Origin of the sequence: Streptomyces sp. NBC_01707 (assembly GCF_041438805.1) — a bacterium.
GTDB lineage: Bacteria > Actinomycetota > Actinomycetes > Streptomycetales > Streptomycetaceae > Streptomyces.
Window position 1 is genome coordinate 3,453,258 of sequence record NZ_CP109190.1, and the last position, 19,639, is coordinate 3,472,896.

The following is a 19,639-nucleotide window of genomic DNA, read 5'->3' on the forward strand; positions in this document are numbered from 1 at the left end:
GGGCCCATGGGGGGACATCGGCGCGCGGACGCGTGAACCCTTGTCAATATCCAGAATCCTGTTTACTGTTCCATCTGTGAACGTCACCGACGAACGCTTCCTCACCCGCAACGGCCTCGCCGCCCGGCAGCTCGCCGTCCTGCTCCTCAACCACGAGGCGGACACCCGCATGCCCCGGGTACGCGACTTCGCCGAGGAGCTGGGCTGCGGAAACGGCACCGTGCAGGCGGCGTTGCAGTTGCTTGAGGAATCCGGCGCCATCGAGACGACCGCCCGCGGCCATCTCGGCACCTTCCTCGTCCGCTCGGACCGCTCCGTGCTCTGGCGGCTCTCCGGCCTCGGCACCCTGCTCGCCGCGATGCCCCTGCCGTACTCACGCCGGTACGAGGGTCTGGCGACCGGGCTGCGCGGCGCCTTCGAAACCGCGGGCGCACCGTTCGCCATCACCTTCATGCGCGGCGCCGGTGCGCGCACCGCCGCACTCCTCGAAGGCAAGGTCGACCTGGTCGTCCTCTCCCGCTTCGCAGCCGACCAGCTGATCGCCGAGCATCCGGTGGAGCTGGTCGCCGAGCTCGGTCCCGCCACCTATGTCGGCGCTCACGGCATGCTGCTGCGGCACGGCGCAGAACTCGACTCCCCCGGACTGCGGGTGGCGGTCGACCACGCCTCCGAGGATCTGCGGATGCTGGTCGAGCGGGTCTTCGCAGGCCGCGAGGACATCGAGTGGCGCGAAGCCTCGTACATGCAACTGCCCGACCTCTTCGCCCGTGACGAGGTCGACGCCACCGTCTGGAACCTGGACGAGGTGCAGGACCGGATCGGGCTCGGGGTCGACGTGCTTCCGCTCGGCGACGAGGTCACCCGCGAGCTGTCGCTGCGCAACTCCAGCGCGGCGATCATCGGCCGGACCGGCGGAGCGAAGGCCCTTGCCGCCGTCCGCGAGTCGCTCGATCTCTCGCTGGTGACGCGGCTGCAGACCGAGGTACTGAAGGGCGAGCGCGTGCCCTCGTACTGATCCGGCGGATCCGGTGAGACCGACCCCGGCCACGCGTGGCCTCGGGCGACCTGAAAATACAAAATCCTGGTTTCTGTTGATTATAGGAGGATCGTCATGGACGACCAGCTCGCACTGCGGATCCAGCTCTTCCGCGAAGGCGGCCAGGTCGAGCCCGAAGTGGCCGACTTCGTCGCCGCCGAGCTGGCCGCCCTCGAAGCCGACGGACACACCGTCACCGAGGCCAGCGCCGGAATGCTGACCAGTCACCTGATGATGGCCCTCACCCGGCTCCTCGACGGCGAACCGATCGAGCAGTTCCTCACCGATGACCAGGTCGCCGCCGAACTGGCCGGGCATCCCCACGCCGTCGCGCGCGCCCGCGCCATCTCCGCGCGCGCCGAGCAGGAGCTCGGCGCGACGCTCCCCGACTCGGAGATCAATTTCCTCGGCATGCACCTCGCCGTGCTTGCCCAGCACTCACCGGCCGCCCCGGCCTCCTGATCCCACCCCGCCCAGCCCCAGACAGAGAAGGACCAGCCATGACAAAGATCCTCACCGGCGGTGTCGGCAAGGCCGAGGTCACCGACACGATCAAGCGACTCGCGATCGACGGCATCGACGTCGTCGCCTCCAGCGACATGGACGCCGCGATGAAGCTGCGCGTCGGACAGGCCGACTACTACCTCGGCACCTGCCACACCGGCGCCGGCGCCTCCCTCGGCGTGCTCGTCGGCCTGATGGGCTCGGCCGCCTGCCACACCTTCGGGCGCGGCGTCCCCACCGAGGACGAGGTCGCCGCCCTCCTCGCCGACGGCAAGAAGGCCTTCGGATTCTCGATGGACCAGATCGACGTCATCGCCCCCCTCATGGCGCGCGCCATCGCCGCCCGCGGCTGATCCCGGCCACCTCTTCCTGAACACCCCGGGCACGAAGGAGTGACCCTGTGAGCAGCACACTCGCCGCCGGAGCCGGCCTCGATTTCACACTGGCCCAGCAGCTGACCGTGATAGCCCTCTGTGCGCTGACCGCGTACATCTCGCACATGGCGCTGGCCGTCTTCAACGACGGCGTCCGCCCGTTCCTGCTGGACTTCATCCAGGGGCGCACCACGCGCAGCGCCACGACGGCGGTCTCCTTCGGGCTGTCCGCCGGGTTCATCTTCGGACTCGGCGCACCCATGGCGCTCTCCACCGGAGTGCTGAACCCGTGGCTCGTCTTCCTGCCCACCGACATCCTCGGCATGCTGGCTCCGAAGAAGTGGCTCGCGCCGATCCTCGGCGGCGCGTGGGGCGCGGTCGTCGTCTTCGGCCTGAACGGCGCGAACGACGTGGCACACGATCTGCCGGTCGACTTCATCACCGCGATGCAGCAGATGTCGACGCCGATCCTGTTCCTCTTCACGCTGTTCCCGGTGCTCGCGATCACCAAGCAGTTCGGCCGCAAGTGGGGCGGTGTCGCGGGAGGTCTCGAACTCGCGCTGGTCGTCCTCACCATGAAGCTCTGGCCGAAGATGTTCGCCGGGGCGCTGGCCATGGCCGTGGGCGTGCTCATGCTGATCGCCCTGGCCGTCGCCAAGGACATGAAGCAGCGCAAGGCCGACAAGGCTGCGGGCGTCACCGGGATCGTCCTGGACGACGACCCGATGGCCTCCCTGTTCAGCGCGAGCGCGGCCCGGCTGCGCAGGCATCTGCCGCTCTTCATGGTGCTGGGAGCCGGAGTCTGTGTGCTGGCTCAGATGCACATATTCGGCGGCGGTGAGGCGACCAGCTTCCTGATCGCCAAGGGGCAGTACACGGAAGCCGCCCAGGTCGACTTCTACCGGGTCTTCGGCTTCATCCCGCTCATCGCGACGACCGCGCTCGCATCGGGCGCGTACGGCATCGCCGGGTTCACGCTGGTGTATCCGATCGGCTATCTGATGCCGAACCCGTTCCTCGCTGCGATCGTCGGCGCCGTCGTGTTCGCCCTCGAGGTGCTGGCCCTCTCCTCCATCGGCAAGGTCCTCGGCAAGCTGCCCAGCGTCCGAGACTCCTCGGAGCACCTGCGCAGCGCGATCGGCGACACGTTGCAGCTCGCGATCCTCTTCGGTTCGCTGATGGCCGCCAACGCCATGGGCGGCGGACTCGGAATCCTCGTCGTCGGCGGGCTCTACCTGCTCAACGACGCGATGGGCCGGCCGGTGGTGCGGATGGCCGCCGCGCCGGCGGCGGTGATCGTCGGCGGAATCCTCCTCAACGTCCTGTACTGGCTCGACCTGTTCACCCCGATCAAGGGCTGAGGCCGGGTCACGTACGCCAGGAAGGAACCCCCCACGATGCACACCACCGCCCCGCAGCCCGTGCTCCGTACGGTCGTCGGCGATCTCGCCCCCGGCTCGGTGCGCGGCCCCGCCCTCGCCCATGAGCACCTCGTCCTCGACCTCGACCACCGGGGCGACGGCGCGGCCGTCCTCCACCCGGACCGGCATGCCACGGCCGTCACCGCCGAACTGGCCGCTCTCCGGGAGGAGTTCGGCCTCGCTCTCGTCGTCGAGCTGACCTGCCGCGGCATGGGCCGGGACGCCGCCGCCCTGGCCCGGATCGCCCGGGACGCGCAGGTCGCCGTCGTCGCCGCCACCGGGTGGTACTACGAGCCGTTCCACACCCCCGAGATCGCCGCCGCCGACGTCGACGAGCTCACCGCCACCCTCGTCCGCGAGATCGACACGGGCATCGGCTCCACCGGGATCCGCCCCGGCGTCCTCGGAGAGATCGGCAGCCACGGGGACACACCCACCGCTGCCGAGACGAAGGTGCTGCGCGCCGCCGCGCGGGCCGCGGCCGAAACCGGGCTGTCCGTCGCCACCCATGCGCAGCTCGGCCGTGGCGGCCTCGCCCAGCTGGAGCTCCTCACCACCGAGGGCGTGGAGCCGCACCGCGTCAGCATCGGTCACCAGGACCTTCTCGACGATCCGGCAGTGCACCGGGAGATCGCGGCGACCGGTGCGTACGTCGCGTTCGACACCGTCGGCAAGGACAGCTATCAGAGCGACGACACCAGGCTGCGGCTGCTGCTCGCCCTGCTGGAGGCCGGGCACGCCGAGCGGGTGCTGTTGAGCTGCGACATCTCACGCCACGGCTATCTGCGCACGGAGGGCGGCCAGGGGTACGGGCATCTCTTCCGGAGCTTCCTGCCCAAGGCCCGCGCCGCCGGCGTCGACGACGGCCTGATCGACCTGATGACCCGCTGCAATCCGCTGCGCTTTCTCACCGGCGCCGGCGTGGAAGAGATCTGATCATGAACCCGGCACTACCGCAGACATTCCCCCTCGCGACCGTGGCACTGGACGACGCGATCGCCCGGCAGTTCCGGCTGCTGGAGGCGACCGCCGCCCACTTCGAGGGACCCCAGCTCTTCGAAGCCGACGCCGGCGTCGTCCCCGGTCTCGGCCGTCCCCGGACCACCGCCCGCGTCGAGGCGGTCCTGGCAGACTTCTTCGGCGCCGAGGACGCCGCGTTCGTGCAGGGTGCGGGCACCGGTGCGATCCGCGCGGCGCTCAACGCCGCCGTACGGGCCGGGGATCCGCTGCTCATCCACCGGGCCCCCGTCTACCGCACCACCGAGGTCACCCTGCGCGGCATCGGCGTGCGGACCGTCGAGGTCGACTTCAACGACCGTGCCGCACTGCGCGAGGCCCTGGCGTCCGGCCGGTTCCGGTGGGCGTACGTCCAGCACACCCGGCAGCGGCTCTCCGACTCGTACGACCCCGCCGAGGTCCTCGCCGCCTGCCGGGCCGCCGGCGTGCGCACGCTCGTCGACGACAACTACGCCGTGATGCGCACCCCCGCCGCGGGGGTGGAACTGGGCGCCGACGCCTCCTGCTTCTCGCTGTTCAAGCTGCACGGTCCCGAAGGCATCGGTGTCGTCGTCGGGGCCCGCGACCTCGTCGGGCACATCCGGCGCGACAACTACTCCGGCGGCGGCCAGGTCCAGGGCCACCAGGCGCTCGACGCCCTGCGCGCCCTGACCCACGTACCGGTCATGTGGGCCGTCCAGTCCCAGGTCGGTGCCGAGGTCGCCGAGCGGCTGGCGGCCGGTGAAGTGGCCGGCGTCGCCGAGGTCCGGATCGCCAACGCCCAGGACCGCTGTCTGCTGGTCCGCCTGGACCGGCCGGTGGCGAAGGAACTGCCCGCCGTCGCCGCACGCTTCGGGGCCGCGCCCTACCCCGTCGGCTCCAACTCGCGTTACGAGATCGCGCCGTTGTTCTACCGGATGTCCAGCTCCGCGCTGGACGACGCACCCGAGCTGGCCGACTGGACGGTACGCATCAACCCCATGCGGGCGGGAGCGGATCTCGTCGTCGACATCCTGCGCCGCTCGCTCGCCGCACTGGGCGACCGGCCTGCCGAAACGAACGACCCGAAGGACGGCTGACCGTGTTTCTCGACACCGTGCTCGCCCGCAACCCCGAGCTCGTCGAAGCCGCGGCGGACCTCCACCGGCGCGGTGAGATCCCGCCCGACACCTATGTGATGGACCTCGACACCGTCGAGGCCAACGCCGAACTCCTCGCCGCCGAGGCCCAGCGGCTCGGCCTCTCCCTCTGGTTCGTCGTCAAACAGTTCGGCCGCAACCCCGAACTGATCAGGGCCGTCGCCCGGCACATCCCCAAGTACGCCGCCATCGACCCGGCTGAGGCCCGCACCCTGCACGCGACGGGCGCCCGGGCCGGGAACCTCGGCCACCTCGTCCAGATCCCCCGCCGCGCCCTGCCCGAGATGCTGGCCTGGCGCCCGGAGGCCGTCACCGTCTTCGACCTGGCCAATGCCCGGGCCGTCTCCGAGGCCGCCGAGCGGCTGGGCCTGGTGCAGGACATTCTCGTACGGCTCGAAGGCGCCGAGGGCACCGTCTACCCGGGCCAGGAGGGCGGGGTGCCGCTTCCGCGCCTGGACGCGTTCGCCGAGGCGGCCGAGCGGCTGCCCGGCATCCGGATCGCCGGCGTCACGGCCTTCCCGTGTGTCCTGTGCGACCCGGCGACCGGAACCCCGTACGCCACCCCCAACTTCACGCTCGCCCTGAAGGCCCGCGAGCTCCTGGCCGCCCGCGGGCACGAGGACCTCAAGCTGAGCGCCCCTAGCGCCACCTCGATGGCCTCGCTGCCGCTGCTCGCCGCCCACGGCGCCACCCACGGCGAGCCCGGCCACGCCCTCACCGGCACGACCCCGCTGCACGCACTGGACCCGGGCCAGCCCGAGAAGCCCGCCTATGTGTACGTGAGCGAGATCGCCCACACCCTCGACGACGGCCGCCCCGCCCTCCACGGCGGCGGTTTCTACGCCCGCTCCCACATCGGCAGCGCCCTGCTGCCGCGAACCGGCGTACGCCTCGGCGTGCAGGGCGCTCCCGCCGAGAACATCGACTACTACCGGCTGCTCGACACCCCCGCCGTCGGCCAGGACGTCCGGCTCGGCGACACCGCGCTGCTCGCCTTCCGTACCCAGATCTTCGTCACCCGCTCGACCGTCGCCGTCGTCTCCGGACTCTCGTCCGGTACCCCGCGGCTGCGCGGGCTCCACGACGCCCAGGGCCGGGCCCTGTAAGGAGCACACCATGGCCAAGACCGTCATCGTCGTCGTCGACGGATTCGGCATCGGCGCCATGCCCGACGCGGGCACCCTGCGCCCCGGCGATCTCACCGCCGACACCTGCGGGCATGTGCTCGACCACTGCCGCGAGGCCTTCGGCCGTCCGCTGCGGCTGCCGGTGCTCAGCTCGCTGGGGCTCGGCCTCGTCCACCCGCATCCGGATCTCGCTCGCCGCACCCATCTGCCCGTCGCCGCGGGCCGGGCCGCCCTGGGCTATCCCGGCGCCGACACGTTCGCCGGCCACCAGACGATGATGGGTGCGGACTTCAGCCGGGTGACGGTGGCCCGGCTCGGCGACCATCTGGACGAGGTGACCACGGCTCTGGAAGCGGCCGGGCACCGCGTCGCACCGCTGGACGGCCGGCCGCTTCTCGTCGTCGACGACGCGGTGCTCGTGCACGACAACCTGGAAGCCGACCCCGGCATCAACTGGAACGCCTCCGGCCGCCTGGAGGACCTCCCCTTCGACGGGCCCGGCGGGATCCTCGCCATCGCCCGTACGGTACGCGCGGTCGCGCCGGTCGCCCGGGTCATCGCGGTCGGCGGTCACGCGGACGGCCCGCTCACGCAATTCGTACGCCTCGGCGACGCGGGCACCGTGGGCCTCGACACCCCCGCCAGCGGCTTCTACCGCAACGGCGGCCTCGCCGTGCAGCACCTCGGCGCCGGCATCGACCACACCCGTCAGCTGCCCGACCTGGCCGCCCGCGCCGGAATCCCGGTCACCCTGGTGGGCAAGGCCGCCGACATCCTGGCCTGCGACGCGGCCGAGCGGCACCCGGCAGTGCAGACCGCGGACGTCATCGCCCACACCCTCGAAGCGGTACGCGCCCCCGGCGACGCGCTCGTCGTCGCCAATGTCCAGGAGACCGACCTGGCGGGACACCAGCAGGACGCCGAACGGTACGGCCGTCTGCTGGAGCAGGTCGACGCGGGGCTCGCCGCGCTCCTTGCGCTGCTCGACGCCCCCGGCGACCGGCTGATCGTCACCGCCGACCACGGCAACGACCCGACGATCGGGCACGCGTACCACACCAGGGAGTACGTCCCCGTGCTGATCCACCGGCCCGGTGCGGACGGGGTGGAGCTGCTGCCGGTCGCGGGCAGCCTGGCGGACGTCGGCGCCACCGCCGCCGTATCGCTGGCGCTCGACCCGGCGGGGCTGGCCAACGGGACGACGCTGCGGCCGGGGCGCCGCGCGGCCTGAGCCCGCGCGGCACACACGAAAGGGGCGCCCGCCGGGAAGGCGGGCGCCCCTTTCACGTACGGGCCCAGAGCGTGAAGCGTCAGCCCATGAACTTCTTGAACTCGTCCGGCAGCTCGAAGTTCTTGTCCTCCTGGGCCGGCAGACCGAACGCGCCGCCCTGGGCCGCAGCCTGCTCGCGGCGGGCCGCCGCGGCCTGCTCCTCGGCCTTGCGCTTCATCGGGTTGCCGCTCTTGCGCTTGCCCTTGGCCTGCTTGATCTGCTTCTTCTGGCGACCGGGACCGCCACCCATGCCGGGCATCCCCGGCATCCCCGGCATGCCGCCGCCCTGCGCCATCTTCGACATCATCTTGCGCGCCTCGAAGAACCGCTCCACCAGGTTCTTCACGGCGGACACCTCGACACCCGAACCCTTGGCGATACGGGCCCGGCGCGAGCCGTTGATGATCGTCGGCTCGTGACGCTCGTGCGGCGTCATCGACTTGATGATCGCGGCGGTACGGTCCACGTCCCGCTCGTCGATGCTGTTGATCTGGTCCTTGATCTGCCCCATGCCGGGCAGCATCCCGAGCAGCTTGGAGATGGAGCCCATCTTCCTGACCTGCTCCATCTGCGCCAGGAAGTCGTCGAGCGTGAAGTCCTTGCCCTTGCTCGACGCCAGCTTGGAGGCCATTTTGGCGGCCTCTTCCTGGGTGAAGGTCTTCTCCGCCTGCTCGATCAGGGTGAGCAGGTCACCCATGTCGAGGATGCGCGACGCCATGCGGTCGGGGTGGAAGGCGTCGAAGTCCTCGAGCTTCTCACCGTTCGACGCGAACATGATCTGCTTGCCCGTGACATGGGCGATCGACAGGGCTGCACCACCGCGGGCGTCGCCGTCGAGCTTGGAGAGCACCACACCGTCGAAGCCCACACCGTCGCGGAAGGCCTCGGCGGTGTTGACCGCGTCCTGGCCGATCATCGCGTCGACGACGAAGAGGATCTCGTCGGGGCTGACGGCGTCGCGGATGTCCGCGGCCTGCTGCATCAGCTCCTGGTCGATACCGAGGCGGCCCGCGGTGTCGACGATCACCACGTCGAACTGCTTGGAGCGGGCGTGCTCGATGGAGTCCTTGGCGACCTGGACCGGGTCACCGACGCCGTTGCCCGGCTGCGGGGCGTACACCGCGACACCGGCGCGGTCGGCGACGACGCTCAGCTGGTTGACGGCGTTGGGGCGCTGGAGGTCACAGGCGACGAGCAGCGGCGAGTGGCCCTGGCCCTTGAGCCAGACGCCGAGCTTTCCGGCAAGGGTGGTCTTACCGGCACCCTGCAGACCGGCGAGCATGATCACGGTGGGCGGGTTCTTGGCGAACCGCAGCCGCCGGGTCTCACCGCCGAGGATGCCGACGAGCTCCTCGTTGACAATCTTGACGACCTGCTGGGCAGGGTTCAGCGCCTGGGAGACCTCGACGCCGCGCGCCCGCTCCTTGACGTTGGCGATGAAGGCGCGGACCACGGGCAGCGCGACATCGGCCTCGAGCAGGGCGATACGGATCTCGCGTGCCGTGGCGTCGATGTCCGCCTCGGACAAGCGGCCCTTGCCCCGGAGGTTCTTGAAAGTCGCGGCAAGGCGGTCGGAGAGAGTATCGAACACGGCGCTCGTCGGTCCTCAGGGTCGGGGTCGGGTGCAGGTCAGTCGTCCCCCAGGGTATCCGGACGCCGGGAAACACGAAGCCCTCGCCCGCATACTCGTGAGGACGAGGGCCTCTCCACGTGATCGCGGGCGCTCAGCTCAGGGCCCGCTGCACCTCCACGGCCAGCTCCGCGGCCCGTACATCGGCCAACGGCTCGCCGTCCGCCCCTGTGACATAGAACGCGTCCACCGCGTTCGCCCCCAGCGTCGACACGTGCGCGCTGCGCACCCGCACCGCGCTCTGCTCCAGCGCCCGGCCGATCCGGTGCAGCAGTCCCGGGGCGTCCTGGGCCCTGACCTCGATCACCGTGGCCAGCCGGGAGCCGGCCGGTGCGACCGTCACCCGGGGCGGCGGAGCCTTCACCCCACGGCGCCGCGGATAGGCGGCTTCGCGTTCGGCGAGGCGGGCCCGGATGTCGAGGGAGCCGTCCAGGGCGCGTACGAGATCGGCGCGGAGCCGGGTGGCCTGTGGCAGGGAGCCGTATTCGGCCGCCACCCGCCAGCTGAGCAGCAGGACGTCGACGCACTCGCCCAGCTCGGTGGGGAGCTCGACGGCCCGCAGGTCGGCAGCGCGGACGGTGAGGCGGTGCAGGGCGAGCACTCCGGCGGCGGCGGGCAGGACGCCGGGGCGGTCGGGGACGGCGATGAGGAGTTCGACTCCGACGGGTTCCGGCTCGCCGTCACCGTCCGCGGGTTCCGCCTGGGCGTGCAGGGCGAGGACGGGTTCGCCGGTACGCAGTGCCTCGATGGCGAGGCGTTCCTGCTCGGCGCTGGGCTCGGCCGGTTCGGGTTCGTCCGAGGTCTCGCCCGCGAGGACGGCGGCGACGCGCTTGACCAGGTCGGTGACGAGGGAGGCGCGCCAGGTGGACCAGGCTGCGGGCCCGGTGGCCAGCGCGTCGGCCTCCGTGAGGGCGTGCAGGAGTTCCAGCGTGGACGTGGTCCCGACAGCGGTGGCGACGGACCGGACGGTCGCCGGGTCGTCGAGGTCGCGGCGGGTGGCGGTCTCGACGAGCAGCAGATGGTGACGTACGAGGGTGGCGATGACGCCCACGTCGTGCTGGTCGAAGCCGATCCGGGCGGCGAGGTCGCGGGCGATGACCTCGCCGGCGACGGAGTGGTCGCCCGGCCAGCCCTTGCCGATGTCGTGCAGCAGGGCGGCGACGAGAAGGAGGTCGGGACGGCCGACGCGGCGGGTGAGGGAGGAGGCCCGGACGGCCGCCTCGACGAGGTGGCGGTCGACGGTCCAGGTGTGGACGGGGTTGCGCTGGGGCCGGCAGTGGACGCGTTCCCAGTCGGGCAGCAGCCGGGTGATCAGGCCTTCCGCTTCGAGGGCTTCCCAGACGGGGATGGTGGCCTCGCCCGCGCCGAGCAGGGTGACGAGTTCCTCACGGGCCTCGGCGGGCCAGGGCACGGGCAGCGGGCGCGCGGCGGTGGCGAGGTGGCGTACGACATGCCGGGAGATCGGCAGTTCCGACTGGGCGGCCGCGGCGGCCGCGCGCAGCACGAGCACCGGGTCGCGTTCGGGGCGGGCGGTGCGGGCGAGGACGACTTCGCCGTCGGCCTCGACGACGCCGTCGGCGAGCGGGGTGCGCTCCGGGGCGGCCGCCTTGCCACCGCCCAGCATGGCGCGCAGCCGTGGGCGCACGGACCGGGCGCGGAGCACGCGGTTGACCTCGCGCCAGGTGACGTCGGTGGCGTACGAGACGGTGCGCGCGGCCTCGTACACCTGACGCAGCAATGCGTCGGCGTCGAGGAGGCCGAGGGCGGTGGCGACCTGGTCCTGTTCCTGGAGGGCGAGGCGGTCGGTGGCGCGGCCGGTGGTCAGGTGCAGGGCGTCGCGGGCGTCGAGGAGTACGCGGCGGGCCTCGGCGAGGCCTTCGCGGGGCGCGTCGGCGACCCAGGAGGCGGCGACGGCGCGCAGGGCGGTGGCGTCGCGCAGTCCGCCGCGGGCCTCCTTGAGGTCGGGTTCGAGGAGGAACTGGAGCTCGCCCTGGCGTTCGGCCCGCTCGCGGCAGAGTTCGTCGAGGGCCGGGAGGCGTTTGGGGGCGAGGTTGCGCCAGTCGGCGAGGATCGTGGTGCGCATCGCGGCGACCAGGCCGAGGTCTCCGGCGACGGGCCGGGCGTCGAGCAGTCCGAGCTGCACCTTGAGGTCCTCTTCCGCCGTCTTCCTGGCTTCGGCGGGGGTGCGTACGGAGTGATCGAGCGCGAGGCCGAGGTCCCAGACGGGGTACCAGATGCGGTCGGCGAGGGAGGCGATGGCGCCGGCGTCGGCATTGCCGTCGTGGAGCAGCAGGAGGTCGAGGTCGCTGCGCGGGGAGAGTTCGCCGCGGCCGTAGCCGCCGACGGCCACGAGGGCTGCGCCGCGGACGCCGGTCGCCTCGACGGCGGTGGTGAACAGGGCGGTCAGCCAGTCGTCGGTGAGTGAGGCGAGAGCCGCACGGCGCGGCGGCCCGGACTGCGCCTTCTCCTGGAGGAGGCGCAGTCGGGCCGCCGCGTAGCCGCTGGGTCCCGAGTCTTCGGAATCGGTGGTCACTTCAGTGCTCGTCACCCAGCTGCCTTTCAGTTTGCGAGACCGTCGGTCAGAGTGCGTCCGGGCCGCGTTCACCCGTGCGGACCCGTACGGCTGTCTCGACGGGGACGCTCCAGACCTTGCCGTCTCCGATCTTGCCGGTTCGGGCGGCCTTCACCACGACATCGACGAGCTGTTCGGCGTCCTCGTCGTCGACCAGTACCTCGATGCGGATCTTGGGGACGAGGTCCACGGTGTACTCGGCACCCCGGTAGACCTCGGTGTGGCCGCGCTGGCGACCGTATCCGCTGGCCTCCGTGACCGTGAGGCCCTGGATGCCGAAGGCCTGCAGGGCCTCCTTGATCTCGTCGAGCCGGTGCGGCTTCACGACCGCCGTGATGAGCTTCATGCGTCCACCTTCTTGGTCTGCGCTGCTGCCGTCGAGTCCGAAATCGGTGCGGAGCCCGTGGTGCGCGGGGCCGCACCGCCGCCGGCGCCGCTGAAGTCGTACGCGGTCTCGGCGTGCTCGACCTGGTCGATGCCGGAGATCTCGTCGTCCTCGTCGACCCGCATGCCGATCGTCCTGTCGAGGAGGAAGGCGAGGACCGCGGAGACGACGAGGGAGTACGCGAGGACCGCGAAGACACCGACGGCCTGCTTGCCGAGCTGGTCGAGACCGCCACCGTAGAAGAGGCCCTTGGCGTCGGACTGGACGCCGCCGGTGGCGAAGAAGCCGATGAGCAGGGAGCCCGCGACACCGCCGACGAGGTGGACGCCGACGACGTCGAGGGAGTCGTCGTAGCCGAACTTGTACTTGAGGCCGACCGCCATGGCGCAGAGCACACCGGCGATCGCACCGACGGCGATGGCGCCGAGCGGGCTGATCGCGCCGCCGGACGGGGTGATGGCGACGAGGCCGGCGACCGCGCCGGAGGCGGCGCCGAGGGTGGTGAAGGAGCCGTGGCGGAGCTTCTCGTACCCGAGCCAGGCGAGCATCGCGGCGGCGGTGGCAACCTGCGTGTTGACGAACATCACCGCGCCGACGCCGTCGTCGTTGCCGAGCCACGAGCCGGCGTTGAAGCCGAACCAGCCGAACCACAGGAGACCGGCGCCGAGCATGACGAGCGGCAGGCTGTGCGGCCGCATCGGGTCCTTCTTGAAGCCGACCCGCTTGCCGATGACGAGGATCACGCCGAGGGCTGCCGCACCGGCGTTGATGTGGACGGCCGTACCACCGGCGAAGTCGATGACGCCGAGCTCGAAGAGCCAGCCGCCGGCGCCCCAGACCCAGTGCGCGACCGGGAAGTAGACGACGGTCACCCACAGGGTGATGAACAGCGCCCAGGAGGTGAACTTGACGCGGTCGGCGAGGGCACCGCTGATCAGGGCCGGAGTGATGATCGCGAACATCAGCTGGAAGACGGCGAAGACATAGACCGGGATCGTGTAGCCGTCCCAGAGCTGGGTGATACCGATCCCGCTGAGGCCCGCGAAGTCCGAGCTCCAGCCGATGAACGAGCCGATGTCGGTACCGAAGGCGAGACTGAATCCGTACAGCACCCACAGGATCGTGACGATCCCGAGGCTGATGAAGCTCATCATCAGCATGTTGAGGGTGCTCTTGACGCGGACCATGCCTCCGTAGAAGAAGGCCAGACCCGGGGTCATGATCATCACCAGGGCCGAGCAGATGAGCATGAACCCGGTGTTGGCGGCAGACAGCGTCGGGGCGTCTGCAGCAAGCGTCGTGATGCCTGGGGGCATCGGCGTCTCCTCGTCGTCGGTGCGGCCGCGTGCGGGCAAAACCTGCGGGACCACTTGCGGGACCACTGTGGAAAAGGTGCGGGCCGGTTATGCGCCATGAGGTTCGCCCAGCGCGGTTTCCGCCGATGCCGCACGATGTTTCGCCGCAGTGACGAAGAGGTGTGTCGTGTTACGTCCCCATGAATCGTGAGTGGCGTATCCGGGGCCGGGCCCACCCTGCGGCCGGGGCCGCATACGGTGCGGTTACGACTCTGGAGTACGGGAACGGGAACGCGAACCGGCCACGCCGATCACCCACTGACCTGGCAAGGGGGAGCCGAGATCGGTCTGTCGGGGTGCTCGTCGTGGCCGGAGTGCTGGGTGCCCGGTCAGATCGCCTCGGCGGTCTCGGGCAGCTGTTCGGTGAGCAGATCGGTGAGCCTGGCGACCTCGGGAATGTCTCCGAAGTCCCTGGCAGCGGTGTCGACGGTCTTGCGCAGCCGGGTGTTGACGCGCTCGGAGCGGACCTTCTTGGCTACCCGCAGGGCCTTTTCGGCCAGCAGCGTGGACTGTTCGGGTTCGCGCTTGAGGAGGTGCACCGTGGCGAGACCGACCAGGTTCAGTGCGTACGACCGCTGGTGCTCGTCGTCCTCACCGAAGAGCTCGACGGCCTTCTCCATGATCGGCTCGGCGAGCGAGGCGTACGTGGGACTCCGGCCGGCGACATAGGCGAGGTCACGGTACGAGTGGGAATTCTCGCCGTTGAGTTCGGCCTCGGAGAAGAAGCGGATCCAGTCGGGCTCGGGCTCGCCGTCGATCCCGGCGTCGAGGAAGGTGTCCTCGGCCATCCGGACGGCCCGCTTGCACTTGCTGGGCTGGCCCATGTTGGCGTAGGCGCGGGCCTCCATCGCATACAGCATGGCCTGGGTGCGCGGGGTGGCGCAGTCCCGGCTGCCGTACTGGGCGAGATGGATGAGTTCGAGGGCGTCGTCGGGCCGTCCCAGATGGATCATCTGGCGGCTCATGCTGGACAGGACGTAACTGCCGAGCGGTTTGTCGCCGGCCTCCTTGGCGGCGTGCAGCGCGAGGACGAAGTACTTCTGGGCGGTGGGCTGGAGTCCGACGTCGTAGCTCATCCAGCCCGCCAGCTCGGCGAGTTCGGCCGCGCACCGGAAGAGCCGCTTGGCGGTGGCCGCGGGCTGTGGTTCCTGCAACAGGTCGGTGACCTCGTGGAGTTGTCCCACGACGGCCTTGCGTCGCAGGCCACCGCCACACTGGGCGTCCCACTGGCGGAACATCACGGTGGTGGACTCCAGCAGGTCGAGCTCGGGGCTGGAGAGGCGGGAGGGACGCCGGTCCGCCGCGGACGGCTCCGGGTCGGCCGGGGCCGCGGCGGCGACCGGAACCAGCCACCGCTGCATGGGTTCGATGAGGGCCGGACCCGCGGCGAGGGCGAGCGAGGTGCCGAGGAAGCCGCGACGGGCGAGCATCAGGTCGCTGCGGGAGAACTCGCTGAGCAGCGCGACGGTCTGCGGGCCCGCCCAGGGCAGGTCGACACCGGCCACCGACGGTGACTGATGGGCGGAGCGCAGCCCGAGGTCCTCGACGGCGACGACGGTGCCGAAGCGCTCCGAGAAGAGCTCGGAGAGGATGCGCGGAATCGGCTCACGCGGCTGTTCACCGTCGAGCCAGCGCCGGACCCGGGAGGTGTCCGTGCTGATGTGGTGGGCGCCCATCTGGCGCGCCCTGCGGTTCACCTGCCGTGCCAGCTCGCCCTTCGACCAGCCGCTGCGCACGAACCATGATCCCAATTGCCCGTTGGGGCGCTTACCGGCATTCGAATCGCCTGCGCCGCTGCCACTCACTGGAACGCCCCCATCCCGCTGAATACGTGTCGCGCGAACCACTATCAGAATGCCGTGGGCCCAAGCCGTCCGTACGGCGGTTGCGCACCATCGAACAGGAAATCGACTTGCCTCCGGCATACCCATCGGCGCACATACTTCCATGGTTCGTGTACCGACGGTAATCCTACGATCACCCGCCCGGCGAGCGGGATTACAGAAACGCCACCATTCGCCACCCCATCGAATGAACGCGTTCACCGTCGGGCGCGATTCACTTGACAGACGGCGATCAGTAGCAGACGCAGTGACGCACACAGGGGCGCGCGGACCGTGTCGCACCACCCGGCGTTCGTGCGCGCGCTGCCCGGTCGACGGGGCGACGGAATGTAACGACCGCACTCCGCGTCGTAACCACCGGCGAGCCGGACCCGTTGGAGGGGGCATGGGCTTCACGATCGGCGGCATCCGTGAGATGCGATCCGGCGCACGGCGTCGAGGTCGCACGGCCGAGTGCACCGCGGTGGCCGAGTACACAGGGCTGTGGGGCTGGGCCGTCGCGCCGGGAGCCCGGGCCGCGGCCGGCCGCTGCTCGTGCGGCGACAACGGCTGCGCCGCCCCGGGCGCGCATCCTCTGGACTTCGCCGACGAGGTGCCCGCCGGCGCCACGCTGGCCATGGCGGCGAGCGCGTGGGCCGAGGTGCCGGGCGCGTCGATGCTGCTGCCGGTGGGGCGCACGTTCGACGTCCTCGATGTCGCCGAACCGGCCGGGCGCCGGGCGCTGGTGCGACTGGAGCGGATGGGTCTGCCGCTCGGCCCGGTGGCGGTGACCCCGTCCGGGCGGGCCCAGTTCTTCGTCGCGCCGGGCGCCGCCGCCGAACTTCCGCAGCTGCTGTACCGGATGGGCTGGGACGACGCGGATCTGGATCTGCGGGCGCTGGGCCCCGGCTGCCACATCACCGCCCCGCCGTCCGACGAGGGCGGTCTCGGTCCGGCCCGCTGGCTGCGTCCGCCGGTGCTCGACACGTCGGGCAGGCCGCCGCAGGCGCGGCTGCTGCTGGGCACGCTGGCCTACATCTGTCATCGCTCCCGGGGCCTGAAACCCCATTGCCGGACGGGCTCGAAGGCGAACCCGTCCGGCAATTGAGGACGACGGCGAGCGGGCGGACCCGCGGGCGTCAGTCGCCGATCAGCGCGTCGACGAACGCCTCCGGCTCGAACGGAGCCAGATCGTCCGGCCCCTCGCCCAGACCCACCAGCTTCACCGGTACGCCCAGCTCGCGCTGGACGGCGATGACGATGCCGCCCTTGGCGGTGCCGTCCAGCTTGGTGAGGACGATGCCGGTGATGTCCACGACCTCGGCGAACACCCGGGCCTGAACCAGGCCGTTCTGCCCGGTCGTGGCGTCGAGGACGAGCAGGATCTCGTCGAGCGGGCCGTGCTTCTCGACGACGCGCTTGACCTTGCCGAGCTCGTCCATGAGCCCGGTCTTGGTGTGCAGCCGGCCGGCGGTGTCGATGAGCACGACGTCGGCACCCTCGGCAATGCCTTCCTTCACCGCGTCGAAGGCGATCGACGCCGGGTCGCCGCCCTCGGGTCCGCGGACGGTGCGGGCACCGACGCGCTCGCCCCAGGTCTGGAGCTGGTCGGCGGCGGCGGCACGGAACGTGTCGGCGGCGCCGAGCACGACACTGCGGCCGTCGGCGACGAGGACCCGGGCCAGCTTGCCCGTGGTGGTGGTCTTGCCGGTGCCGTTGACACCGACGACCATGACGACGCCGGGGGTGTCGACGCCGCTCTCCGTCTTGACCGCACGGTCGAAGTCGGTGCCGAGCAGGGCGAGGAGCTCCTCGCGCAGCAGTGTGCGGAGCCCCTCCGGGGTACGGGTGCCGAGGACGCGGACGCGCTCGCGCAGCCGCTCCACCAGCTCCTGGGTGGGTGCGACGCCGACATCGGCGGTGAGCAGGGTGTCCTCGATCTCCTCCCAGGTGCCCTCGTCCAGATTGTCGCGGGACAGGAGCGTGAGGAGCCCCTTGCCGAGGGTGCTCTGCGAGCGGGCGAGCCGGGCGCGCAGCCGTACGAGGCGGCCGGCGGTGGGCTCGGGGATCTCGAGCGCGGGGACAGCGGGTGCCTCCGGCTCGGCGACTGCCGGGGCTTCCGCGACGGGAGCCTGGGCGTCGGGGGGACCGACCTCCTCGATGGTGCGGCGCGGTTCCTCGCGCGGTGTCTCGGCTTCCTCGCCGACATGGGGTTCGGCGGGAGGAGTGAGGGTCGGCGTGCTCGACGGTGCCGGGGGCAGCTGCTTCTTCTTGCGGCCGCTGACCACGAGCCCGCTGACCAGGCCGGCCACGACCAGGGCGGCGATGACTACAGCAAGGATGACGAATTCCATAACCCACCCAGTATCAGTCACGGCCGCACTCGCGGGCGGCACCGGAGGATCACCCCGGAATCCGACGAGACGTTATGCACCTTTTGGCGGTAAAGGTACGATCCCGTTCGTGGAGACCCGCGGCCTGGAACCCGTCCCCGACAGCGAGCGCACCGGTCGGGTCCGCACCCTCTTCCCCACCTGGGCCGCCGCCAACATGACCGTCCTGCTGCTCACCGTGGGCGCCGGGCTCGTCGTCTTCAGCGGCCTGAATCTCTGGCAGGTACTGATCGTCGCGATCACAGCGCCCGCCGTCAGTTACGGACTCGTCGGCCTCGTCTCGGTCGCCGGGCAGCGGGGCGGTGCGCCGGGCATGGCGCTCTCCCGGGCCGTCTTCGGACAGCGCGGCAATCTGCTGCCCGGTGCGCTGATCTGGATCGCCCGCTGGGGCTGGGAAACGGTGAACGCGGTCACCGGCGCGTACGCCCTGCTGGCCGTGCTCGATCTGCTGTTCTCCGTCCGCTCCACCACGACGCTGGGCATGGCGGTGCTGGTGGCCTTCGTGGCGATCAGCTTTCTGGTGTCCGGGATCGGGGCGGGGGCACTGCGGGCGTGCTCCATCTGGTCGGCGTATCTATTCGGCGGGTTCAGTGTCCTCGTGCTGATCCATCTGGGGGTCGGGACCGACTGGCGGGCCGTACTGGACCGACCGGCCGGACCGACTGCGCCGATGATCGCCGGGATCGGCACGCTGGCGGCCGGCGGCATCAGCTGGGTGCCGTCCGCCCCGGACTTCACCCGCTACCTGCCGCGCGCCACTCCCCGTCGGGCGGTGGTCGGGGCGACCGTGGGCGGTGCGGTGCTGGTCTCGCTGCCGCTGGTGCTGATGGGTGCGGTGATGGCGGTGGCCACTCCGGGCCTGGCCACCAGCAGCGATCCGGTCTCCTTCATCGGCACACTGCTGCCGGACTGGATCTCGGTGCCTTATCTGCTGATTGCCGTGGCGGGAATGGTGCTGATCAACGCGATGTCGATGTATTCGGCCGGTTTCACCGCGCAGACGCTGGGATTCATGATCCCGCGAACCTGGGCGGTCGGGGTGAATGCGGCCATCAGTGTTCTTCTCGGCGGGTTTCTGATGCTGGCGACGAGCAGCTTCATCGGTCCGTTCGTCTCTTTTCTGACGTTGCTCGCGGTGACGTTCTCCGCCTGGATCGGTGTCTTCGGCGTGGATCTGCTGCGGGGGCGCACCTACGATGCGGCGGCCCTGCTGGACACCTCTCCGGCCGGGGCCTACTGGTACACCGGCGGCTTCTCCGTACCCGCCGTGGCCGCGTGGGGTTCAGGGCTGGTGGTCGGGCTGCTGCTGACCGGTGTGGAGTGGTTCACCGGCCCGCTCGCCACCACCTGGATCGGGCGCCACGGCCTGGGCTGGGCGGCCACCATCGCCGTCTCCGGCACCCTGTACGCCCTGCTGCCGCGCCCGGCCGGGTTGCGGTGACGGCGCACCCCTACACTTCTGACGCCATGTCAGCTACTGTCCCGGCGCGCCCAGGGTCTTCGTTCGGATCAGGCTGTCAGGGAGCGGCCCGCCGCGCAGCGGCTGATGTCACCGTGGTGCGTGCGGCTGCAAGGCGGAGGAAGGAGCCCACGCGGAGCGCATGGGGTCTCCCC

At 71.0% G+C, this 19,639-nt stretch carries 16 protein-coding genes; 10 read left to right on the plus strand and 6 right to left on the minus strand.

All coding sequences use genetic code 11. From position 1 onward, the window contains the following. Positions 1-76 precede the first annotated feature (76 nt). The 8 genes from yhfZ (at position 77) to OG963_RS15555 (ending at position 7,828) form a co-directional block, all read left to right on the plus strand. Positions 77-1,015, plus strand: a complete 939-nt coding sequence (gene yhfZ / locus OG963_RS15520; protein WP_093778618.1) for a GntR family transcriptional regulator YhfZ — start codon at positions 77-79, stop codon at positions 1,013-1,015. A gap of 96 nt (positions 1,016-1,111) precedes the next feature. After that, complete coding sequence (locus tag OG963_RS15525; protein WP_093778620.1) at positions 1,112-1,498, plus strand: PRD domain-containing protein; 387 nt, start codon at positions 1,112-1,114, stop codon at positions 1,496-1,498. A gap of 38 nt (positions 1,499-1,536) precedes the next feature. Beyond that, positions 1,537-1,893: a DUF2620 domain-containing protein gene (locus tag OG963_RS15530; protein WP_030928585.1), complete on the plus strand. Its 357-nt coding sequence runs from the start codon at positions 1,537-1,539 to the stop codon at positions 1,891-1,893. Between the two features lie 47 nt (positions 1,894-1,940). Continuing rightward, complete coding sequence (locus OG963_RS15535; RefSeq protein WP_093778622.1) at positions 1,941-3,275, plus strand: YhfT family protein; 1,335 nt, start codon at positions 1,941-1,943, stop codon at positions 3,273-3,275. A gap of 36 nt (positions 3,276-3,311) precedes the next feature. Continuing rightward, positions 3,312-4,271, plus strand: coding sequence for a phosphotriesterase (locus OG963_RS15540; protein WP_093778624.1), 960 nt, complete (start codon positions 3,312-3,314; stop codon positions 4,269-4,271). A 2-nt stretch (positions 4,272-4,273) separates the two neighbouring features. Next, a complete protein-coding gene (locus tag OG963_RS15545) occupies positions 4,274-5,410 on the plus strand; it encodes an aminotransferase class V-fold PLP-dependent enzyme (RefSeq protein ID WP_371799174.1) in 1,137 nt (378 codons plus the stop codon). 2 nt (positions 5,411-5,412) lie between these two features. Next, positions 5,413-6,576, plus strand: coding sequence for an alanine racemase (locus tag OG963_RS15550; RefSeq protein WP_093778626.1), 1,164 nt, complete (start codon positions 5,413-5,415; stop codon positions 6,574-6,576). Between the two features lie 10 nt (positions 6,577-6,586). Further along, positions 6,587-7,828, plus strand: a complete 1,242-nt coding sequence (locus tag OG963_RS15555; protein WP_371799175.1) for a phosphopentomutase — start codon at positions 6,587-6,589, stop codon at positions 7,826-7,828. A 79-nt stretch (positions 7,829-7,907) separates the two neighbouring features. On the opposite strand, the gene ffh is transcribed toward OG963_RS15555, so the two are convergent. The 5 genes from ffh to OG963_RS15580 all read right to left on the minus strand — a co-directional run bounded on the left by ffh (position 7,908) and on the right by OG963_RS15580 (position 15,614). Next, positions 7,908-9,458 (minus strand): signal recognition particle protein, encoded by a 1,551-nt coding sequence (gene ffh, locus OG963_RS15560; RefSeq protein WP_030928600.1) that lies wholly within the window; start codon positions 9,456-9,458, stop codon positions 7,908-7,910. A gap of 133 nt (positions 9,459-9,591) precedes the next feature. Then, complete coding sequence (locus OG963_RS15565; RefSeq protein WP_030928602.1) at positions 9,592-12,045, minus strand: [protein-PII] uridylyltransferase; 2,454 nt, start codon at positions 12,043-12,045, stop codon at positions 9,592-9,594. A 31-nt stretch (positions 12,046-12,076) separates the two neighbouring features. Next, positions 12,077-12,415 carry a P-II family nitrogen regulator gene (locus OG963_RS15570; protein WP_030928605.1) on the minus strand — a complete coding sequence of 113 codons (339 nt, stop codon included), beginning with the start codon at positions 12,413-12,415 and terminating at the stop codon, positions 12,077-12,079. After that, positions 12,412-13,770, minus strand: coding sequence for an ammonium transporter (locus OG963_RS15575; protein WP_030928608.1), 1,359 nt, complete (start codon positions 13,768-13,770; stop codon positions 12,412-12,414). Before OG963_RS15575 ends, OG963_RS15570 begins: the two co-directional genes overlap by 4 nt. 368 nt (positions 13,771-14,138) lie before the next feature. Continuing rightward, positions 14,139-15,614: a hypothetical protein gene (locus OG963_RS15580; protein WP_093778632.1), complete on the minus strand. Its 1,476-nt coding sequence runs from the start codon at positions 15,612-15,614 to the stop codon at positions 14,139-14,141. 424 nt (positions 15,615-16,038) lie between these two features. Between OG963_RS15580 and OG963_RS15585 the strand changes: the two genes are divergently transcribed. After that, positions 16,039-16,740 (plus strand): bifunctional DNA primase/polymerase, encoded by a 702-nt coding sequence (locus tag OG963_RS15585; protein WP_093778634.1) that lies wholly within the window; start codon positions 16,039-16,041, stop codon positions 16,738-16,740. 31 nt (positions 16,741-16,771) lie between these two features. Here the strand turns inward: OG963_RS15585 and ftsY are convergent, their stop codons facing one another. Next, a complete protein-coding gene (ftsY, locus tag OG963_RS15590; protein WP_371799176.1) occupies positions 16,772-17,986 on the minus strand; it encodes a signal recognition particle-docking protein FtsY in 1,215 nt (404 codons plus the stop codon). Between the two features lie 109 nt (positions 17,987-18,095). Between ftsY and OG963_RS15595 the strand changes: the two genes are divergently transcribed. Then, positions 18,096-19,466: a cytosine permease gene (locus OG963_RS15595; RefSeq protein WP_093778636.1), complete on the plus strand. Its 1,371-nt coding sequence runs from the start codon at positions 18,096-18,098 to the stop codon at positions 19,464-19,466. Positions 19,467-19,639 lie beyond the last annotated feature (173 nt).

Excerpts from the sequence above, each read along its gene's own strand:
- OG963_RS15525 (WP_093778620.1), top strand. The coding sequence starts at position 1,112 with ATGGACGACCAGCTCGCACTGCGGATCCAGCTCTTCCGCGAAGGCGGC.
- OG963_RS15530 (WP_030928585.1), top strand. The coding sequence starts at position 1,537 with ATGACAAAGATCCTCACCGGCGGTGTCGGCAAGGCCGAGGTCACCGAC.
- OG963_RS15540 (WP_093778624.1), top strand. The coding sequence starts at position 3,312 with ATGCACACCACCGCCCCGCAGCCCGTGCTCCGTACGGTCGTCGGCGAT.
- OG963_RS15545 (WP_371799174.1), top strand. The coding sequence starts at position 4,274 with ATGAACCCGGCACTACCGCAGACATTCCCCCTCGCGACCGTGGCACTG.
- OG963_RS15555 (WP_371799175.1), top strand. The coding sequence starts at position 6,587 with ATGGCCAAGACCGTCATCGTCGTCGTCGACGGATTCGGCATCGGCGCC.
- OG963_RS15570 (WP_030928605.1), bottom strand. The coding sequence starts at position 12,415 with ATGAAGCTCATCACGGCGGTCGTGAAGCCGCACCGGCTCGACGAGATC.
- OG963_RS15575 (WP_030928608.1), bottom strand. The coding sequence starts at position 13,770 with ATGCCCCCAGGCATCACGACGCTTGCTGCAGACGCCCCGACGCTGTCT.
- OG963_RS15585 (WP_093778634.1), top strand. The coding sequence starts at position 16,039 with ATGGGCTTCACGATCGGCGGCATCCGTGAGATGCGATCCGGCGCACGG.
- ftsY (WP_371799176.1), bottom strand. The coding sequence starts at position 17,986 with ATGGAATTCGTCATCCTTGCTGTAGTCATCGCCGCCCTGGTCGTGGCC.